Genomic DNA, 19677 nt, shown 5'->3' with positions numbered 1-19677 from the left:
TTTTTTTATTACTCAGGTTATGCAATAAAAAAGAGATACCAATTTCTTAGTATCTCTTATTTTGTATTAATTTGCTGTGAACAATCTCACATTATTTGAAATTCACTCTCGCATTTCTAAAAATTCGCATCCAAGCACCATCTTCAGACCAATCTTCTGGATACCATGAGTTGCTCACGGCACGGAATACACGCTCAGGGTGTGGCATCATCGCCGCAATACGGCCATCGACGTTAGAAATGGCAGTAATCCCTAATGCCGAGCCATTTGGGTTGGCCGGATAGGTTTCAGTCACATTTAAATGGCTGTCGATATACTGTGCCACAATCAAGTTTTGGGATTGAAGTGCGGTCAAGTTTTCTGGTGTTTTGAATTCTACGCGCCCCTCACCATGAGCAACCGCAATCGGCATATGTGAACCTGCCATGCCTTTAAACCACAATGAGTTGGTGTCGTTGATTTTCACCATCGCAGCACGGGCTTCAAAACGTTCTGATTTATTACGCACGAAACGTGGCCAGTTTTCTACACCTGGGATAATTTCTGCAAGGGTGGAGATAAGTTGACAGCCGTTACATACACCTAATGAAAGGGTGTTTTCATTGGCGAAGAATTGGCTGAATTGATCGCGTAATTGTGGATTAAACAAAATGGATTTCGCCCAGCCACCACTTGCACCTAATACGTCACCGTAAGAAAAGCCACCACAGGCCACCATCGCATTAAAGTCGTTTAAATTGTAACGACCTGCCATTAAATCACTCATGTGAACATCAATCGCTGCAAAGCCTGCACGGTCAAAAGCCGCTGCCATTTCAACGTGGCTGTTTACGCCTTGTTCACGCAATACGGCTACTTTTGGTTTCACGCCTTTGCTGATGTAAGGCGCAGCAATATCTTCATTCACATCATAGGTTAAGTGAGCAGATAAACCTTTGTTATCTGTTGCTTTTTTCGCTTCAAATTCTTGATCAGCACATTCTGGGTTATCACGTAAGCGTTGCATTTGGTGAGTGAGCTCTGCCCAAATACCGCGCAATTCAGAGCGTTTTTCACTTAATAGTTTTTTGCTACCACGCGTGATTTCAAAACGATCTTCTGTGCTTACAGAACCAAGTTCATAAGTTAAACCAAGCAAGTCATGGGCTTTTAATACCTCACGCACTGCGCTTAATTCGTTTTCAGAGACTTGAATCACTGCGCCCAATTCTTCATTGAATAACACTGCTAAATCATTGTCGCCTAATGCAGAAATATCCACATCCACGCCACAGTTACCCGCAAACGCCATTTCTGCAAGTGTGGTAATTAAACCACCATCTGAACGGTCGTGGTAAGCCAATAATTTACGCTCTGCCACCAATGCTTGCATTGCATCAAAGAAGTTTTTCAGTTTGGCTACGTTCACCACATCGGCTGGTTTGTCACCTAATTGTTTATACACTTGCGCAAGTGCGGTCGCGCCTAAGCGATTTTTTCTTTCGCCTAAATCAATCAACAATAAACGGCTTGCGCCTTTGTCTGTGCGTAATTGAGGTGTCACGGTTTTGCGGACATCTTCCACGCGAGCAAAAGATGAAATCACTAAAGAAAGCGGAGCTGTTACTGATTTTTTCTCGCCATTTTCTTCCCAAGTGGTTTTCATCGACATGGAGTCTTTACCCACTGGAATGGTAATGCCTAATGCTGGGCAAAGTTCTTCGCCCACCGCTTTCACCGCTTCATATAAGCCTGCGTCTTCACCACCGTGTCCTGCTGCAGACATCCAGTTTGCAGAAAGTTTGATGCGTTTAATATCGCCAATGTTGGTGCCCGCAATATTAGTGATAGATTCAGCCACCGCTAAACGTGCAGAAGCACCAAAGTCTAATAATGCCACTGGTGCACGTTCGCCCATTGCCATCGCTTCGCCGTGATAGCTGTCTAATGAAGCGGTTGTGACGGCCACATCAGATACCGGAATTTGCCATGGGCCGACCATTTGATCGCGCGCCACCATACCCGTTACCGAACGGTCGCCAATGGTGATTAAGAAAGTTTTTTCTGCCACCACCGGTAAGCGTAATACGCGATGGAAGGCTTCTTTTAATTGAATATTTTCCGTTGCAAGCGGTCGATTTTCGACAGTTTTTGACGAAACCTCGCGCGTCATTTTCGGCGTTTTGCCTAATAACACATTCATTGGCAAATCAATTGGGTTATTGTCGAAATGACTATCGTGCAAGGTTAAATGTTTCTCTTCCGCTGCCTCACCAATGACCGCAAACGGCGCACGCTCACGCTCACAAAGTGCGGTAAATAATTCGAGTTTTTCTGGCGCAACGGCTAAGACATAACGTTCTTGTGATTCGTTACACCAAATTTCTAATGGTGACATGCCTTTTTCATCGCAAAGAATTGAGCGTAAATCAAATTTACCGCCACGTTCGCCATCGTGCACTAATTCAGGCATTGCGTTTGATAAACCGCCTGCACCCACATCGTGGATAAAGAGAATTGGGTTTTCTTCGCCTAATTGCCAGCAGCGGTCAATCACCTCTTGGCAGCGGCGTTCCATTTCTGGGTTTTCACGTTGAACAGAGGCAAAATCTAGATCTTCTTTTGATTTACCGCTGTCCATAGAAGAAGCGGCGCCACCGCCTAAGCCGATGTTCATGGCTGGACCGCCTAATACGATCAATTTCGCACCAACGGGAATTTCGCCTTTTTGAACGTGTTCGCTACGAATATTACCGATACCGCCCGCTAACATAATCGGCTTGTGATAACCACGCACTTCTTCACCGTTGAAGCTGTTGACTTTCTCTTCATAGGTGCGGAAATAACCCAATAAGGCAGGGCGACCAAATTCATTGTTAAATGCAGCGCCACCTAATGGGCCTTCAATCATAATATTTAAGGCAGAGGCAATACGATTTGGTTTGGAAAGTGGATTTTCCCAAGGTTGTTCAAAGTTTGGAATGATAAGGTTTGATACCGAAAACCCGGTTAAACCTGCTTTTGGTTTTGCACCACGACCCGTTGCACCTTCATCACGAATTTCACCGCCCGAACCTGTTGCCGCTCCTGGGAATGGCGAAATCGCGGTTGGGTGGTTGTGGGTTTCCACTTTCATTAAGATATGTGCATCTTCATTGTGATAGCGATATTGCCCATCTTGGTCCGCAAAGAAACGGCCGACTTTTGAGCCTTCCATTACTGCAGCATTATCTTTATAGGCTGAAAGTACGAAATCAGGAGTTTTCTCAAAGGTATTTTTAATCATTTTAAACAGGGATTTATCCTGTTTTTTGCCGTCAATAATCCAATCTGCATTAAAGATTTTATGACGGCAGTGCTCAGAGTTGGCTTGCGCGAACATATAAAGTTCAATATCGTGCGGATTGCGCCCTAATTGTGTGAAGTTTTCCACCAAATAATCAATTTCATCTTCTGCCAGCGCCAAACCTAATTCTACGTTAGCAGTCACCAAAGCTTCGCGTCCACCTTTTAAAATATCCACAGTTTTGAATGGTTTCGGATCTTGATGGCGGAATAAGATCTCTGCATCTTCAGGACGACGCACCACAGTTTCCATCATTCTGTCGTGTAAAAGTGCGGTCAATTTTTCTGTCGTTTTCTCATCAAGCGGTTGGCTTAACTCAAAATAATACGCCAAACCACGCTCAATACGCTCCACTTCACTTAAACCACAGTTATGCGCAATATCCGTTGCTTTAGAAGACCAAGAAGAAATCGTGCCGACGCGTGGAATCACAATAAAAGTTTTGCCTTTGGCATCGTGTTCAGCCAAGGTTGGACCGTAATGTAACAACGCTTTTAACTTAGCTTCCTGCTCGCTAACAAGCGGTCGATTTAATTCCACAAAATGCAAATATTCCGCATAAACCGATTTCACCGGTAATTGATTTTGTTGGAATTTTTGCATTAAGCCTTGAATACGGAATTCAGAAAGGGCGGGTGAGCCACGAAAAGTTTGAAACATACGGGTACCTTTGAGTTGTGTTTGAGATGAAAATCGCGGGCTATTATAAAGGAAAACGCACTAAAACGAAAACGTTTGCGTCAATCATTTTCAAATGATTTTAAGTAGGAGAAAGCATATAATCAGCAAGCAATTCAAAACAATCTGAAAACTAACCGCACTTTGGGGCGTCACTATGATCATCAACGACATCAATTTCAACGATCTCTATCAACAACATCTAAAATCCTGTAATCACTATAATCTTCCACCAACAAAGTGGGATAAAAAAGCCCCTAAAATGGCTGAGAATTTAGTGGGCAAACCAAGTCGTTATAATGAAACGTTACTCAAAGCCATGAATGTACAACCTGATGAAACCGTATTAGATATCGGCTGTGGCCCCGGAACGTTTGTGATTCCTTTAGCCCAACAATGCCAAGCTGTGTATGCCCTCGATTACAGCCAAGGCATGTTAGAGATGGTTCAGCAATATAAAGAAAAGCATCAACTGAATAATATTACGCTTCTACATAAATCATGGTCGGATAACTGGGATGATGTACCTCAAGCGGATGTTATACTCGCCTCTCGCTCGACGCTTGTGGATGATTTGGATGACATGATTGAAAAGCTGCAAAGTAAGGCAAAAAAACGCGTCTTTTTAACCTCGGTGACACAACGCCATTTTCTCGATGAAGGTGTATTTGAAGCCATTGGCCGTGATGATGTAGGCTTCCCAACTTATATTTATTTAGTTAATCGCCTTTACCAAAAAGGCATTCACGCGAATGTGAGTTTTATTGAAACCGAATCAGGCCATTTCCAAGGCGAAACCTTTGAAGATTTATTAAATTCTGTGGAGTTTTCTCTCGGCAATCTCACCGAAAAAGAAAAACAAAGTTTGTCTCAATTCTATCAACAAAAACAAATAAACAATGAACCGATAAAACACGGACAACACAAATGGGCGTTAATTTGGTGGGAGGTTTAAGAAAAAGTGCGGTCATTTTTGATCTGACCCCAAAAAGTTAGACTGTTATTTAAAGGATTGTTTTCGATATTGTATCGGACTCAGTCCTTTTAATTTTAGTTGAATCCGTCGATGATTATAGTAATCCAAATAATCTCTGACAGCATCAACTATCTCTTCTTTTGTTTTAAATTCCCGACCATAAAAACATTCCGTTTTTAATCGCCCAAAGAAACTTTCCATTGCGGCGTTATCTAAGCAATTCCCTTTTCTCGACATACTTTGAATGATGCCATGTTCAGCCAAGATTCGACGATAAGCTACCATTTGATATTGCCATCCCTGGTCTGAATGTAAAATGACACCACAAGCTTTATTTAATCCTTTGACGGCTTGCATTAACATGTCCTCTACTTGCGCCCAGTTTGGGGAATAGCTGAGGTTATAGGAGATTATCTCATTGTTAAATAAGTCTAAAATTGGAGATAAATAGACTTTACTCCCATCTTTCGCCTTAAACTCTGTGATATCGGTCACCCATTTTTGTTTCGGGGCCGTTGCACTAAAATCTCGCTCAAGACGATTCGGAGCAATATGGCCTATTGTGCCTCGATAGGTGGTAAATTTCTTGCTTTTTCTTGACCGCACTTGAAGCCCAAGTGCCTGCATTAAACGTTGAACTTTTTTATGATTCACGCCTGGCAAGCTGGCATGAACTCGTCGGTAGCCATAATCAGGATGATTGGCTTTGATGCGTTTAATGGTCTTTTTCAACAACTCATCCTTATCCGGTTTAATCTGACGTTTCGCAAAAAACGTACTACGCGCTAACTGTGCAAAGCCTAAAAGCCATTTTAACGGATAGCGTGTTCTTAACCTTTGGATAATTTCCGTTGCTCGGCTTCGTCCTGAAGTCTGAGCCTTCTCAACTCCTTTAGGTAGGCCACCTCCGCTTCAAGCTGTAAAATTCTCAGGCGTAAACGGTCTTCTTCAGTTTTGGGTGGCGGTGGCATTTTTGCATATTTGGGTTTCATCGGCGGTCGTCCTGATGGTTTACGGGGAATAAGTCCTTTTATGCCACTTTTTTCAAACCGTTTCAACCATGTCCCGACTAGGGCGTTGGAAGGAATATTGTAAAAACGCGCAGCTTCTCTAATACTCATTTTTCCATTCAAAATAGGTTGGAGAGCCTGTAATTTAAATTCGATTGTGTAGTGTTTACCCATAAAAAAATCTGCACCTCAATTGTTGGTTTGTTGAGTCCAACTTTTGGGGTGCAGATCATTTTTGACCGCACTTTACGCTTTAAGATAGATTAAAGAATCTCTAATAACTTCGCAAAGTCGTCAAACACCCAATCGGGGTTTGATTCCACAATTGGAATGTTGTAGTTATAACCGTAAGTTAAACCCACAACTGGGCAACCTGCTGAATGTGCCGCGAGAATGTCATTTCGAGAGTCACCTACAAACAACACTTGGCGAGGCTCTACACCGAATTTGCCACATAAATAATACAATGGACCTGGATGTGGTTTAATCGCGGGTAATGATTGCCCACCAAGCATTTCACTGAATAGATGATCGATACCAAATGCCGCCAATACTGGCTGAACATGTCGAGTTGGTTTGTTCGTTACCACGGCTAAGGTATAACCGCGAGCCTTTAAAGTTTCCAATGTTTCTTTTACATTTGGATATAAACGGCTCACATTACAAAGATTCTCCGCGTAATACACATTAAAACGCTCTTTCACTTGCTCCATTTCAGCATCTGAAAAGTCTTTACCTGTTTGCCCTTTTGCCCATTCTAAAGCGCGAGCAATCAATACAGGTGCCCCATTACCAATCCAAGTTAACACTAACTCTTCTGGTGCTTGAGGTAAACCAAAGTCTGCTAAAGCAGAGTTCACAGACAACGCTAAATCTGGCAAACTATTCACGAGCGTACCATCTAAATCAAAACCGATAACTTTAAATTGAGTGTTCATTCTTACTACCATTTATTTTACTGAAGCTAATTGCGTACGCATTTTATCAATGATTTGTTTATAATCTGGTTTACCAAAAATCGCTGAGCCTGCCACAAACATATCTGCACCGGCTGCGGCAATTTCTGCAATATTATCTACTTTTACCCCACCATCAACTTCTAAACGGATATCTAAACCACTTTCATCAATCAGACGACGTGCCTGTTTTAATTTTTTCAATGTGGAAGGTAAAAAGGATTGCCCACCAAATCCTGGATTCACGGACATTAACAAAATCACATCCACCTTATCTAATACATAATCCAAATAACTTAATGGCGTTGCTGGATTAAACACTAAACCAGATTTACAACCGTGATCACGAATGAGCTGCAAAGAGCGCTCAATATGTTCACTGGCTTCAGGATGAAATGTAATGTAATCCGCACCGGCTTTGGCAAAATCAGGAATGATACGATCGACTGGTTTCACCATTAAATGCACATCAATAGGTGCTTTAATACCGTAATCACGCAAAGCTTTACACACCGCTGGGCCAAAGGTTAAATTCGGCACATAGTGATTATCCATTACATCAAAATGAATTACATCCGCACCAGCATTCAATACGTTTTGCACATCATCACCAAGACGAGCAAGATCTGCAGAAAGGATAGAAGGGGCGATTAAATAAGGTTTCATTTGTTATCTCCTAAAGGATAAAAGTGCTTGTAGTTTACTACGTTGAGCTCAATTTTACCTTGATTATTTACAAGTTTTATCTGAAAACAAAGAAAAAAATAACCGCACTTGATTCAATTGCCTCAAAGTGCGGTTGGTTTTTATCGTATTTTAAAAAGACCGATTAGTTTAATCCAATGATTTCCCAACGATTGTGAGATTGACCATCGATTTTACCTTTTTTTACGTTGGTGATGTAATCGATCATCATATTTTGGATAGTGCCTTTTTCACGGCCCATTGCCACTTTAGATTCCCAAAGTACCGGAATTTGTTGACCTTCCCAAATACCACCTTTACCGTTTAATTGAGCGAAACGATATGAGTTCATACCCACTTTTAATTTCATATCGTCAGTTACCGGTTTGCCGTCAGCAAGGGTTAAATCAACGATTTTGCTACCTTGTGGATTACGTAAGTCAATTTTGTAATTTACGCCACCGAAAATGTCGTAAGTCACATATTTTGATTTTTTACGCTCCGCATTGTAACGGTATTCAGTGTCACCTGGTTGAATAGTATCGAAGTAGTTCGCAGACCATTCCATATATTCTTTCAATTGTTTACCTGTCATTTCATAAACAGTGACATCACCGCCCGCATAACGATAGTTAAAGATGATGTCTTTTTTCTTGATATCGCCTTTATCCATACGTGCTTTTTGATGGTCGAAAGAGAAAGTGACAACATCTGCACCACTGTAATATTGTTCAACATCATTAATGAATGAAGATAAACCGGTATCTTTTGAGAATGCAGCAGATACACCGTGTTTAGTCTCTTGAGGTACCATTTCATTCGCAGTTTGACCGATTACTACGTTGTTTAATTCACGTAATTTCTCATGGTAAGGCTTGTAAATTTCCTCAATTTTCTTATCTGCTTCAAGTGCTTTAACTGGAACCGTTTTAGATTCTTTCTTCACTAATTTCACTTCTTTTTTATCCTTGATATCAAAAGTTAAATCCACTTCAGATACCACGGTACCGTAACGGTGTGGTTCAGTGATTAGTGTATTTTTGATGGTTTCACTTGGTACATCTTTATGCATGTGACCTGCGATAACTACATCAATTCCATCTACCGCATTGATCACATCACGCATACCGGTATCAGGAATATTATTTTCATTTTCGATACCCATGTGAGTCACCGCAATAATCGCATCCACGCCTTTTGCTTTTAATTTCTCAACTTGTGTACGCGCTTCTTCCGTTGGTGACGTAAACTTCATGTCTTTTAGGTTGCCCGTGTCTTCTTCAAATTTTGAGGACATCGGAGTACTTAAACCAATAATCCCTAGCTTCACACCATCTTTTTCAATGATGGTTGTCGCATCAATATAACGTTTGTCATTTTTCTTATGATAGAAGTTGGCGGTTAATTTTTTCGCTTTGATATCTTTTAGGATTTCATCTAACGCTTTCATCCCAAAGTTAAACTCGTGGTTACCCAATACGAAAATATCATAATTCATTTCGTTTAATACTTTTGGAATTGGGTGATTTTTGTAATATTTTTTATCTTTTGCGAACACATCGACTTGGTTATCTTGGATCGCATCACCAACTTCCACTAACACCACGTTTTTATTATTTTTACGCACATCTTTCACATAAGTTGCAATTTGTGCATAAGAACCTGATTTGTCCTCTACGTCTGCACCATAGCTCCAAGGTACGATACGGCCGTGAACATCGGAGGTCCCTAATAATTTAATATTCACTTCTTGTGCCATTGCAGTACTAATTGCAGAAAGCGCAAATAATGAGCAAAGTAATTTTTTCATAGAATTTCCTTTAAAGTTGCACAAAGTGCGGTTAAAAATGCCGGGGAGTTATAGCGGTGAATCGATTGCTGACATAATTTTATTTTGAAGAAAAATAAAATTTGTGAGCTTGATCACGTTTCATTTGAAGGATTAATGTCCTGTTTGAGAAAACAAGTTAATCACTAAAACGCCACTGATAATCAGGGCCATACCTATTAGCCCTGCAGTATCGATTTTCTGACCAAAAGCGAAATATGCCACAATGGCGGTCAGAACAATGCCGACGCCCGACCAAATGGCGTAAACCAAGCCAACAGAAAGTGTTCGGAAAACAATGGAAACAAAATAAAATGAAATGGAGTATAGCGCTAATGAGCCAACGGTGGGTAAAAATTTGGTAAAGCCATCACTGACTTTTAATAAATTCGTTGCCACGATTTCAAGGCAAATAGAGATAGCAAGTAATGTCCAAGGGTTCATATCAATCAAAACGTAAAGTAGAAAATTCTATTCTACCTTAAGCGGCTGATGGATGTAACCGAATTTGGCGAGCCATGGCTTGCATATAAGGCGCCGTTTGTTCAAAGAAATAACGGTAAGAGGCACATAAATAATTATGTGGATTGGGCTCATTTTCGAGAGAAACAAAACGATGTTTCGGGCAACCGCCATAACAGAGTTTACGAAACTCACAATGACGGCAAAGTGCGGTCAATTTTTGTGATTTTTCTAAACCGAATTGTTGCTGTTTACTGGAAAGCACAATCTCCGTTAAAGGTTGCTGAGTTAGATTGCCGACCTTGTATTCGGGATACACAAAATGATCGCAAGTATACACATCGCCATTGGCTTCCGTGACAAGCGATTGCCCGCAAGTAGGTTGATGAACACAGGTTGTGGAAGGATAACCAAGCCATTGTCCAAGCAGATTATCAAACTGCGATACATAAATTTTTCCTACATCATGCTCATACCATTCATGAAAGACATCTACGAGAAATTGTCCATAACCTTCTGATGGCACTGAAAAATCAGTGACAGATTGTGTTTGTGCATGACGTTCGACAATAGGAATAAACTGCATATAAGCCGAGCCAAGCTGTTTGAGTGCTAAATAAGTTTCTCTTCCTTTTTGCCAGTTTTGATCATTAATGACGGTAAGCGTATTAAATTCCACACCATATTCTTGAAGTAAATTTAATGCTTTCACAACTTTTTCAAAGGTGGGATTACCGTTACCTGAAATTCGATAACGATTATGCACAGCACTTAAACCGTCAATAGAAAGCCCAATGAGAAAATGATGCTGTTTGAAAAATGCAGCCCATTGCTGATTAAGTGAGATACCATTGGTTTGAAAGGCGTTTGTGATCTGTTTACCTTGAGCAAATTCCTGCTGATATTCAACGGCTTGTCGATAAAAATCTAAGCCTAAAAGAGTGGGTTCACCACCTTGCCAAGCAAATTCAACCACATTGCCGGCGTGAGATTGGATATAGTTTTTGACGTAATGTTTTAAGGTGTCTTTTGACATAAAAGGCGCATATTGCCCAAACTGTTCTGATTTTTCCAAATAGAAGCAATATTCACACTGAATGTTACAGTGAAAACTGCTTGGTTTCGCCATTAAGTGAAAATAAGCTTGTGGTGGAAAAATAGACATCAACCATCCTTTGTTACAACATTATTTATGACCTGATATTCGATCAAATGCACCGTTTTGTTTGAGTTCTTTCGCAATACGAATGGCGGTTTCGGTTTCACAACCAGCATATTCTGCAATTTCGCGATACGTCCAATTATAATCAGGAAAATGTTGTTTGAGGAAATATAAACTATCCATCACACGATCTAAGGTGCGCAAATAGGCACTTTTTGCTAAACGCTCTTCGGCTTCACGTAGTTCATCTGCCAAGATCTGCAGTAAACATTGGCTCATCACCGTATTATGCGTAAAAAACTCGCTCACTACATTGGGCTTGATGCGAGTAATCTCTGCATCAATTAAGACTTTCGCATTGCAATGATAGTGTTTATCCGTCATGGAAAATAAGGTTCGAAAACCAAAATAATCCCCTTTAGAATATAACCGTACCAAGCTTTCCTTGCCATTTTCAAGGGTATGAAATAAGCCAATCAAGCCTGATTGCACATAATAAAACTCATGTGCCACCTCACCTTGTTGATACAAGAAGGAGCCTTTCGGCAAGTGATGTAACTCGGTGAGCTGACAATGCGATAACTCAGTAGGCTTGATTGAGCAATTTTCCATAAACGTCCTTCAAAGTGCGGTCAGTTTTTTCTTTGTTTTTTATACTTCGTGAATAATTCGATATACCCAGTTTTCTAGCGGATCATTTAAGCGTTTCATTTCTTGACGCATTTCTTCTAGCATCTCTTTTTTAACTGCTTCATATTCTGGCTTATAGAACAAATTATGCATTTCAGCCGGATCATTTTTTACGTCATAAAGCTCACAAATGTCCGAGGCATTAAACACCAATTTATAGTCTTTACGGTGCCACATGCGTTGTTCAAAATAAACGAAATGCCCTGCCAACTGTGCCAATATCCCTTTGCGTTGATTATCTTGATTTTGACGAACGATCGGCAAAATACTTTCTCCTTCAAAGGCAGAAGGAATCGGCTGATTAGCGAGATCATAAACGGTAGAGGTTAAATCATGGAGATAGACAAGGTTATCATCTTGTTGATTAACGCGATTTGAATTTGGGTCTTTGATAATCATCGGAATGTTGTAGGTGGTATCGAACATGAACTCCCCCTTCTCAATCATTCGATGAGCACCCATCGCATCCCCATGGTCAGCAGTTGCCACAATAAAAGTGCGGTCATAAATGCCGTTGTTTTCTAAGAAGGAAAATAGCTCACCAATTGCATCATCAATTAAGGTGATATAACCCCAGAATTTTGTGATCACTTCTTTCCAATGATCTTCGCTCGCTTCCCACATTCCCCACATTTTAGAGATGGTACGATAGTGTCCTGGTTTGCCTTCTAGTGGCTTGAAGAAGCTTTCATCTAGCACCACATCTTCTTTTCGATACATGGAATAATACGGTTCTGGCACGATACAAGGCGTATGCGGTCCCCAGAAATTAATCCATGTAAAGAACGGTTTATTTTCAGCAAGTGATTCACTAATATAGCTTTTCGCTTCATCAATGATGAAATACGGGATGGTTTGTTCTTTTGTGCCTGAAAGTAAACCGCAAAGCTCTTGCACTCGCAAATGTGGGTTATCACCGAAATAAGCACGACTCACTTCAGGGATCTCATAACCTTTTTCATCTAACCATTCTTTATAACGATTGGAATGTGTCGGCGGTTGGTTGAACACTAAATTTTTATACACGCCACTACCTGGGTAACCATAGCCATCAAAGTTATGCCCTTTGATCCCATAATCTTCTGGTACAGATTTGGTCCCAACGTGCCATTTTCCTACGACATAGGTATTATAGCCGTCTAGTTTGCCGATATTTGGTGCAGTTTCGCTCACTTCTCCTGTACCACCTTTTTCACCATTACGAATGATGCCATGTGTGGATGGCATTAAACCGGTAAAAAGTGAAGTCCGTGCGGGTCCACAAACGGAGGCTGGCGTAAAAGCATTATTAAAACGTACGCCATCTTTAGCTAGACGGTCAATATTCGGGGTTTTAACGATCTGGTGACCATAAGCCCCCAACATATCTTTACGCACTTGGTCGAGTAAAATATAGATAATGTTCATACACAATCCTTATCTATTTTAAGGGCGTACGTGATGTACGCCCGACTGGTTAATGTTGGTTAGAAAGATGTAATTGATGTTCTGTTTTTTCATTTTTTGGTCTAAAGACAATCAACACGATGAGTTGTAATACCGCATACACTTTCAACACTAACATTGGATTACCGTCTGTAGAAGCAATACCAATTGGTGATAAGAAAGCATAAAGCGCAATTAAACCAAGAATTAATGAAACAGATGTTACTTTAATGTATTTCCAATTGGTTAAGTCTACATCGCCTTTATTGATGGTATTTTCCACATAAGGTTCACGTTTTAAGAATTGACCTAGAATCAACATGAAAACAACATCAAATACGAATAATCCACCCATTACATACACGAAATTGATTTTCACATTGAACACCCACACAATACTGAAATAAAGTACTACGTGTACAAGTAAAGCAATACGTGCAGCCAAGCCAGAAACAGTTTTATTAAATAAACCCACAGCAAATAACGCCACGATTGGAATATTCACAAAACCGGCAAAGCGTTTAGTGATTAAGAAAATACCATCTGTACCGAACATCAAAAGTGGACCAATAATCATGGTCACAATCGCCATAATGGTAGAGACTTTTTTCGCATAAACGATCAACTCTTGATCGGTACGTTGTTTTTTACTGATAGATGGTAATAAGTCTTTACAATAAATGGTCGCTGCAGAGTTTAAGAATGAGTTAAAGGTACTTAAAATTGCACCGAAAAGTGCGGCAATAAAGAAGCCTTGTAATGCAGTCGGCATCACTTTATTGACCAATAATGGATAAGAGGTATCAATTGGATCTAATCCTTCACCTAAAATATGGAAACTTAATAAACCTGGTAAATTAAGAATAATCGGTAATGTGAGTAGGAAAAGTGCAGCAATTAAAATCCCTTTTTGACCCGATGCTAAATCCTTCGCCCCTAAACAACGTTGTACGATAGCTTGGTTTGTTGTCCAATAGAAGAAGTGAACAACCATAATACCGGTAAAGATTGTTGGCCAAGGGTAGAGTCGGTTGAACTACCAATAGCGTTCCATTTTTCAACGTGAGTGGTGGTGATAATATTCAAGCCTTCTGAAATACTGCCATTACCTAAATAAAGCAACGCAAAGACAGGTACAAGCAATGCACCAATCACTAAGATTACCGCATTGATGGTATCGGAAACCGCCACCGCTTTTAACCCACCAAAAATCGCATAAATCGCCCCCACTACACCAATAGCAATCACCGTATAGACAATCGCTTGAGCGTAGCTTAATCCAAAGATAGTCTCTAAATTGAAGATTTTATTAAAGGCTATTGCTCCAGTATAAAGTGCGGTCGGAATAACGATTAAAAGATAGAAGACTAAGAATAACCCTGACATAATCAAACGCGTTTGTCGATCAAAGCGATTTTCAAAGAATTCAGGGATGGTGGTATAACCGTTACGCAAATATTTCGGCAACATATAAAGTGCCAAAAAACAAAGCGGAATCACAGTTGGCACTGTCCATGCAATAATAGAAAAGTTATTTTGATAAGAAACGGCATTCACGCCAATCAATTGCTCAGTAGAAAGTGAAGTTAGCACCATTGAGCAACCAATCACAATACCGCTTAATCCTCGTCCCGCTAAGAAATAACCTTTCGAGGTGGTTAAATCATCGTTTTTAGTACGTAGCCATGAAATATAGGCCACTAAAGCCGTTACGATGAGGAAACTCGAAACCGTTAATAGCATACACTCCTCCTTGTAGAAGCCATTATTAAATTCCATTTATAGACTACTGCTAGGTGTATAAAGAGCATATGATAATTGTCATACTGATTGTGTGAGAAGGATCACAAAATTAAAATAAAGTCTGTTTTTATAGATAATTATGAGCAAGATCATAAATTATTTATTTATCCAAAAGAATAATAATGCCGTACTCCCACAAAAAAGGAGTTTGAAATGAGCTTACAGTTAATTTTTATTTTAATTTTATGTGGTGTGATGACAAATATGATGTCCGCTATTTTTGGCATTGGTGGCGGCGTATTGATGGTGCCTATTCTTTACACCTTATTCCCACAGTTTCCTTTACAAATGATTGCCGCGACATCATTGACGATTGTCATGGGCTCATCCTTTATTAACTTAATTTATTTTTACAAACAAAAAATATCGATTAATTACAAAGCGATGCTCATTTGGTCTGTGGGTATGATTATTGGTGTGCAGCTAGGATTCGAATCCAGTTTTTATGTACCTGATATTGCTATTATCAGTGTGTTTGTTATCACTCTTTCCCTATTGGCAATTCGTACTATTTTTAGTAAAGAAACCGCTATAACTCAGCAATCTACAGCAGATGAAACGATTAAAGGAATCGGTCTTTCAACGGTAGGCGGGTTTATTGCCGGCATGACAGGCATTGGAGGAGGCTCAATTATGGCGCCTTTAATTGGTCAGTTAAAATCCGTTAAAGCCCATCAAATTGCCCCTTATACCAATGCGATGATGTTTATTGGGGGGCTAGGTAGCCTTTATGGCTATCTTTCAAAAAGCTCTCCCCATTACTTTGGTTGGCAAATCGGTTATGTTAATTTTTCGATTGTGATTATTGTCGTACTCAGCGCTTTTGTAACCGGATTTTTTTCGATGAAAATCCGAGGTAAATTATCACCGCACTTAGTCAAAAAACTATTAGGCATTATTCTATTGTTGATCAGTGCCTATATGTTACTTATCCATGCTATAAAATAAAAAATGGCAGAGGAGAATGTCCTCTGCCATTTCAATTATCTTTCTTCTCTTTTCACTTCATCCCATAGGATATCCATTTCGATTAAAGAAAGATCCTTAACTGATGAACCTCGTTCCAATGCCTTTTCTTCTACTTTACGAAAACGTTGTTCAAATTTATTATTCGCCTTACGCAAAGCCTCTTCTGCATTACATTTGAGATGTCGAGACAAATTAACCATTGCGAAAAATAAATCCCCGATTTCCTCTTCTATTTTTTCTTGATTGCGAGGCATTTGATTAACTTCATCCCGTACTTCTTGTAATTCTTCTTCTACTTTTGCCAATACAGGTTCAAGTTCATTCCAATCAAATCCTATCTTTGAACATTGTTTTTGCATTTTCTGTGCTCTTAACAATGCAGGAAAAGCATTCGGAACATTATCTAAAATAGACTGTTGTTTTTGAGCTGATTTTTCTTGTGCTTTGATACTGTTCCAACGGGATAACGCTTCTTCTTCATTTCCAGCTGTAGCATCAGCAAATACATGGGGATGGCGACGTACAATCTTTTCAGAAACATCATTAAGAACATCATCAAATGTAAAATAACCATCCTCTGAAGCCAGCTGACTGAAAAACACCACCTGTAATAAAAGATCACCAAGCTCTTCTCTTAAATTAGCAATATCTTTCTTTTGGATGGCATCAATGGCTTCATAAGTTTCTTCAGTTAAACAAGGAATCATGGAGTCATAATTTTGTTTAAGATCCCAAGGACAGCCTCCATTAGGATTACGTAATTGTGCAATTAATTGAATAAAATCTTGAATAGAATAACGCATAAGAATATCTCTGAAACACTAAAATGCAATTAGTATAAAACGAATAACAAAATAGACAATATTCTTATAAAAAATTAAAGATAAATTGATATGGAATAATGGCAGGGGCGGAGAGGCTCGAACTCCCAACACCCGGTTTTGGAGACCGGTGCTCTACCAATTGAACTACGCCCCTATTGGTATTAAGAATTGGCGGAATGGACGGGACTCGAACCCGCGACCCCCTGCGTGACAGGCAGGTATTCTAACCAGCTGAACTACCACTCCGCTAAATGAGGTATAATTGGCAGTGACCTACTCTCACATGGGGAAGCCCCACACTACTATCGGCGTAACAATGTTTCACTTCTGAGTTCGATATGGATTCAGGTGGGACCATTGCACTGTTGCTGCCAAAATTTTTATTTTGTTAATTTACTCTAAAAATAAACTAACAAAATAAAAAGTACCTGGCGGTGTCCTACTCTCACATGGGGAAGCCCCACACTACCATCGGCGCATCGGCGTTTCACTTCTGAGTTCGGTATGGGGTCAGGTGGGACCACCGCTCTATCGCCGCCAGGATTATTCCTTTAATAACTTTTCTATTTCTCTCTGCTCCGCTATCTCTAGCGTCTCACAACCAAACAAGCTGATTCACCTTCAATACTTTCTCTTTCTTCTCTGAGTTTCGTCTTTGTATCATTACAACACCCAAAACCCTTGAGCGTTGTATAGTTAAGCCTCTCGGGCAATTAGTACATGTTAGCTCAACGGTTCACACCGCTTACACACCATGCCTATCTACGTCTTAGTCTTAAACAACCCTTACAGATTTGTAATCTGGGAGAACTCATCTCTTGGCAAGTTTCGTGCTTAGATGCTTTCAGCACTTATCTCTTCCGCACTTAGCTACCCGGCAATGCGTCTGGCGACACAACCGGAACACCAGTGGTGCGTCCACTCCGGTCCTCTCGTACTAGGAGCAGCCCCAATCAATTCTCCAACGCCCACGGCAGATAGGGACCGAACTGTCTCACGACGTTCTAAACCCAGCTCGCGTACCACTTTAAATGGCGAACAGCCATACCCTTGGGACCTACTTCAGCCCCAGGATGTGATGAGCCGACATCGAGGTGCCAAACACCGCCGTCGATATGAACTCTTGGGCGGTATCAGCCTGTTATCCCCGGAGTACCTTTTATCCGTTGAGCGATGGCCCTTCCATTCAGAACCACCGGATCACTATGACCTACTTTCGTACCTGCTCGACTTGTCTGTCTCGCAGTTAAGCTTGCTTATACCATTGCACTAACCTGACGATGTCCGACCGTCATTAGCAAACCTTCGTGCTCCTCCGTTACTCTTTGGGAGGAGACCGCCCCAGTCAAACTACCCACCAGACACTGTCCGAGACCACGTTTCGTAATCTTCGTTAGAACATCAAACGTTAAAGGGTGGTATTTCAAGGACGACTCCATAATCACTGGCGTGACTACTTCTAAGTCTCCCACCTATCCTACACATCAAAATTCAATGTTCAGTGTCAAGCTATAGTAAAGGTTCACGGGGTCTTTCCGTCTAGCCGCGGGTACACCGCATCTTCACGGCGATTTCAATTTCACTGAGTCTCGGGTGGAGACAGCCTGGCCATCATTATGCCATTCGTGCAGGTCGGAACTTACCCGACAAGGAATTTCGCTACCTTAGGACCGTTATAGTTACGGCCGCCGTTTACTGGGGCTTCGATCAGGAGCTTCTCTTTCGATTACACCATCAATTAACCTTCCAGCACCGGGCAGGCATCACACCCTATACGTCCACTTTCGTGTTTGCAGAGTGCTGTGTTTTTAATAAACAGTTGCAGCCAGCTGGTATCTTCGACCGGTTCAACCTTCGCCCGCGAGGGACTACAATCTACGCCGGCGCACCTTCTCCCGAAGTTACGGTGCTATTTTGCCTAGTTCCTTCACCCGAGTTCTCTCAAGCGCCTGAGTATTCTCTACCTGACCACCTGTGTCGGTTTTCAGTACGGTTTAGTAAAGCCTTTCGCTTAGTGGCTTTTCCTGGAAGTGTGGTATCAGTTACTTCAACTCCGTAGAGCCTCGTCATCATCTCTCAGTGTTAAGGAAGTCCGGATTTGCCTAAACTTCCCACCTACCAACTTAAACGCACATATCCAACAGTGCGATAACCTAACCTACTCCGTCCCCACATCGCAGCTTTACCAAGTACAGGAATATTAACCTGTTTCCCATCGACTACGCTCTTCAGCCTCGCCTTAGGGCCGACTCACCCTGCCCCGATTAACGTTGGACAGGAACCCTTGGTCTTCCGGCGAACGGGTTTTTCACCCGTTTTATCGTTACTTATGTCAGCATTCGCACTTGTGATACGTCCAGCATGCTTCTCAACACACCTTCATCCGCTTACACAACGCTCCCCTACCCAACAGACTTTCGTCTGATGCCGCAGCTTCGGTGCTATATTTGAGCCCCGTTACATCTTCCGCGCAGGCCGACTCGACTAGTGAGCTATTACGCTTTCTTTAAATGATGGCTGCTTCTAAGCCAACATCCTAGCTGTCTAAGCCTTCCCACTTCGTTTCCCACTTAATATAGACTTTGGGACCTTAGCTGGCGGTCTGGGTTGTTTCCCTCTCCACGACGGACGTTAGCACCCGCCGTGTGTCTCCTGAGTATCACTCTTCGGTATTCGTAGTTTGCATCGGGTTGGTAATCCGGGATGGACCCCTAGCCGAAACAGTGCTCTACCCCCGAAGGTGTCCGCTCAAGGCTCTACCTAAATAGATTTCGGGGAGAACCAGCTATCTCCCGGTTTGATTGGCCTTTCACCCCCAGCCACAAGTCATCCGCTAATTTTTCAACATTAGTCGGTTCGGTCCTCCAGTTAGTGTTACCCAACCT

Annotated in this window: 13 protein-coding genes, 2 tRNA genes, 3 rRNA genes and 1 pseudogene (1 of these 19 cut by a window edge); 2 read left to right on the top strand and 17 right to left on the bottom strand. The window is 41.2% G+C overall.

Translation table 11 applies throughout. From position 1 onward, the window contains the following. Nucleotides 1-91: 91 nt before the first annotated feature. The gene (gene purL / locus DX522_RS06415; protein WP_115180203.1) at nucleotides 92-3985 is read right to left on the bottom strand and encodes a phosphoribosylformylglycinamidine synthase; all 3894 of its coding nucleotides are present in this window, start codon (nucleotides 3983-3985) and stop codon (nucleotides 92-94) included. A 175-nt stretch (nucleotides 3986-4160) separates the two neighbouring features. Between purL and DX522_RS06410 the strand changes: the two genes are divergently transcribed. Continuing rightward, nucleotides 4161-4958, top strand: coding sequence for a class I SAM-dependent methyltransferase (locus tag DX522_RS06410; RefSeq protein WP_115180202.1), 798 nt, complete (start codon nucleotides 4161-4163; stop codon nucleotides 4956-4958). Between the two features lie 45 nt (nucleotides 4959-5003). On the opposite strand, the gene DX522_RS06405 is transcribed toward DX522_RS06410, so the two are convergent. The 10 genes and pseudogenes from DX522_RS06405 to DX522_RS06360 form a co-directional block, all read right to left on the bottom strand. Continuing rightward, nucleotides 5004-5822 carry an IS3 family transposase gene (locus DX522_RS06405; RefSeq protein ID WP_262054259.1) on the bottom strand — a complete coding sequence of 273 codons (819 nt, stop codon included), beginning with the start codon at nucleotides 5820-5822 and terminating at the stop codon, nucleotides 5004-5006. Continuing rightward, on the bottom strand, nucleotides 5810-6163 hold the full coding sequence (locus DX522_RS06400) for a helix-turn-helix domain-containing protein (RefSeq protein ID WP_048950757.1): 354 nt from the start codon (nucleotides 6161-6163) through the stop codon (nucleotides 5810-5812). Before DX522_RS06400 ends, DX522_RS06405 begins: the two co-directional genes overlap by 13 nt. Nucleotides 6164-6252: 89 nt before the next feature. After that, a complete protein-coding gene (locus tag DX522_RS06395; RefSeq protein WP_115180201.1) occupies nucleotides 6253-6927 on the bottom strand; it encodes a phosphoglycolate phosphatase in 675 nt (224 codons plus the stop codon). Nucleotides 6928-6939: 12 nt separating this feature from the next. Further along, a complete protein-coding gene (rpe, locus tag DX522_RS06390) occupies nucleotides 6940-7611 on the bottom strand; it encodes a ribulose-phosphate 3-epimerase (RefSeq protein ID WP_115180200.1) in 672 nt (223 codons plus the stop codon). A 163-nt stretch (nucleotides 7612-7774) separates the two neighbouring features. Further along, the gene (locus tag DX522_RS06385; RefSeq protein ID WP_115180199.1) at nucleotides 7775-9439 is read right to left on the bottom strand and encodes a bifunctional metallophosphatase/5'-nucleotidase; all 1665 of its coding nucleotides are present in this window, start codon (nucleotides 9437-9439) and stop codon (nucleotides 7775-7777) included. A 132-nt stretch (nucleotides 9440-9571) separates the two neighbouring features. Continuing rightward, on the bottom strand, nucleotides 9572-9901 hold the full coding sequence (locus DX522_RS06380) for a DMT family transporter (protein ID WP_115180198.1): 330 nt from the start codon (nucleotides 9899-9901) through the stop codon (nucleotides 9572-9574). Between the two features lie 37 nt (nucleotides 9902-9938). Further along, the gene (locus DX522_RS06375; protein ID WP_115180197.1) at nucleotides 9939-11084 is read right to left on the bottom strand and encodes an anaerobic sulfatase maturase; all 1146 of its coding nucleotides are present in this window, start codon (nucleotides 11082-11084) and stop codon (nucleotides 9939-9941) included. 21 nt (nucleotides 11085-11105) lie between these two features. Beyond that, nucleotides 11106-11693, bottom strand: coding sequence for a Crp/Fnr family transcriptional regulator (locus DX522_RS06370; RefSeq protein ID WP_115180196.1), 588 nt, complete (start codon nucleotides 11691-11693; stop codon nucleotides 11106-11108). A gap of 39 nt (nucleotides 11694-11732) precedes the next feature. Continuing rightward, nucleotides 11733-13178 carry a sulfatase-like hydrolase/transferase gene (locus tag DX522_RS06365; RefSeq protein ID WP_115180195.1) on the bottom strand — a complete coding sequence of 482 codons (1446 nt, stop codon included), beginning with the start codon at nucleotides 13176-13178 and terminating at the stop codon, nucleotides 11733-11735. 49 nt (nucleotides 13179-13227) lie between these two features. Next, nucleotides 13228-14939 (bottom strand): annotated as a pseudogene (locus DX522_RS06360) (solute:sodium symporter family transporter). Nucleotides 14940-15152: 213 nt separating this feature from the next. Between DX522_RS06360 and DX522_RS06355 the strand changes: the two are divergent. Beyond that, the gene (locus DX522_RS06355; RefSeq protein ID WP_115180194.1) at nucleotides 15153-15947 is read left to right on the top strand and encodes a sulfite exporter TauE/SafE family protein; all 795 of its coding nucleotides are present in this window, start codon (nucleotides 15153-15155) and stop codon (nucleotides 15945-15947) included. 35 nt (nucleotides 15948-15982) lie between these two features. Here DX522_RS06355 and mazG read toward each other — a convergent pair whose 3' ends face one another. The 6 genes from mazG to DX522_RS06325 all read right to left on the bottom strand — a co-directional run. Continuing rightward, the gene (gene mazG, locus DX522_RS06350; protein ID WP_115180193.1) at nucleotides 15983-16771 is read right to left on the bottom strand and encodes a nucleoside triphosphate pyrophosphohydrolase; all 789 of its coding nucleotides are present in this window, start codon (nucleotides 16769-16771) and stop codon (nucleotides 15983-15985) included. 99 nt (nucleotides 16772-16870) lie between these two features. Further along, nucleotides 16871-16946 (bottom strand) — tRNA-Trp (locus DX522_RS06345). A gap of 15 nt (nucleotides 16947-16961) precedes the next feature. Further along, nucleotides 16962-17038, bottom strand: a tRNA-Asp gene (locus DX522_RS06340). A 14-nt stretch (nucleotides 17039-17052) separates the two neighbouring features. Further along, nucleotides 17053-17168: ribosomal RNA gene (rrf, locus tag DX522_RS06335) — 5S ribosomal RNA — on the bottom strand. Nucleotides 17169-17218: 50 nt separating this feature from the next. Further along, a 5S ribosomal RNA gene (gene rrf / locus DX522_RS06330) occupies nucleotides 17219-17334 on the bottom strand. A 150-nt stretch (nucleotides 17335-17484) separates the two neighbouring features. Next, nucleotides 17485-19677, bottom strand: a 23S ribosomal RNA gene (locus DX522_RS06325) (it continues 702 nt past the right edge of the window).

Origin of the sequence: Haemophilus parainfluenzae (assembly GCF_900450995.1) — a bacterium.
In the GTDB taxonomy this organism is placed as follows: Bacteria; Pseudomonadota; Gammaproteobacteria; order Enterobacterales; family Pasteurellaceae; genus Haemophilus_D; species Haemophilus_D parainfluenzae_O.
Note: the sequence above shows the minus strand (reverse complement) of the source record. Positions and strands in the feature narration are given on the sequence as shown.

Bases quoted from the DNA above. Each gene is read 5' to 3' on its own strand.
- purL (WP_115180203.1), bottom strand. From the start codon at position 3,985: ATGTTTCAAACTTTTCGTGGCTCACCCGCCCTTTCTGAATTCCGTATT.
- DX522_RS06355 (WP_115180194.1), top strand. From the start codon at position 15,153: ATGAGCTTACAGTTAATTTTTATTTTAATTTTATGTGGTGTGATGACA.
- rpe (WP_115180200.1), bottom strand. From the start codon at position 7,611: ATGAAACCTTATTTAATCGCCCCTTCTATCCTTTCTGCAGATCTTGCT.
- DX522_RS06395 (WP_115180201.1), bottom strand. From the start codon at position 6,927: ATGAACACTCAATTTAAAGTTATCGGTTTTGATTTAGATGGTACGCTC.
- DX522_RS06410 (WP_115180202.1), top strand. From the start codon at position 4,161: ATGATCATCAACGACATCAATTTCAACGATCTCTATCAACAACATCTA.
- DX522_RS06370 (WP_115180196.1), bottom strand. From the start codon at position 11,693: ATGGAAAATTGCTCAATCAAGCCTACTGAGTTATCGCATTGTCAGCTC.
- DX522_RS06375 (WP_115180197.1), bottom strand. From the start codon at position 11,084: ATGTCTATTTTTCCACCACAAGCTTATTTTCACTTAATGGCGAAACCA.
- DX522_RS06400 (WP_048950757.1), bottom strand. From the start codon at position 6,163: ATGGGTAAACACTACACAATCGAATTTAAATTACAGGCTCTCCAACCT.
- DX522_RS06380 (WP_115180198.1), bottom strand. From the start codon at position 9,901: ATGAACCCTTGGACATTACTTGCTATCTCTATTTGCCTTGAAATCGTG.
- DX522_RS06385 (WP_115180199.1), bottom strand. From the start codon at position 9,439: ATGAAAAAATTACTTTGCTCATTATTTGCGCTTTCTGCAATTAGTACT.
- DX522_RS06365 (WP_115180195.1), bottom strand. From the start codon at position 13,178: ATGAACATTATCTATATTTTACTCGACCAAGTGCGTAAAGATATGTTG.
- mazG (WP_115180193.1), bottom strand. From the start codon at position 16,771: ATGCGTTATTCTATTCAAGATTTTATTCAATTAATTGCACAATTACGT.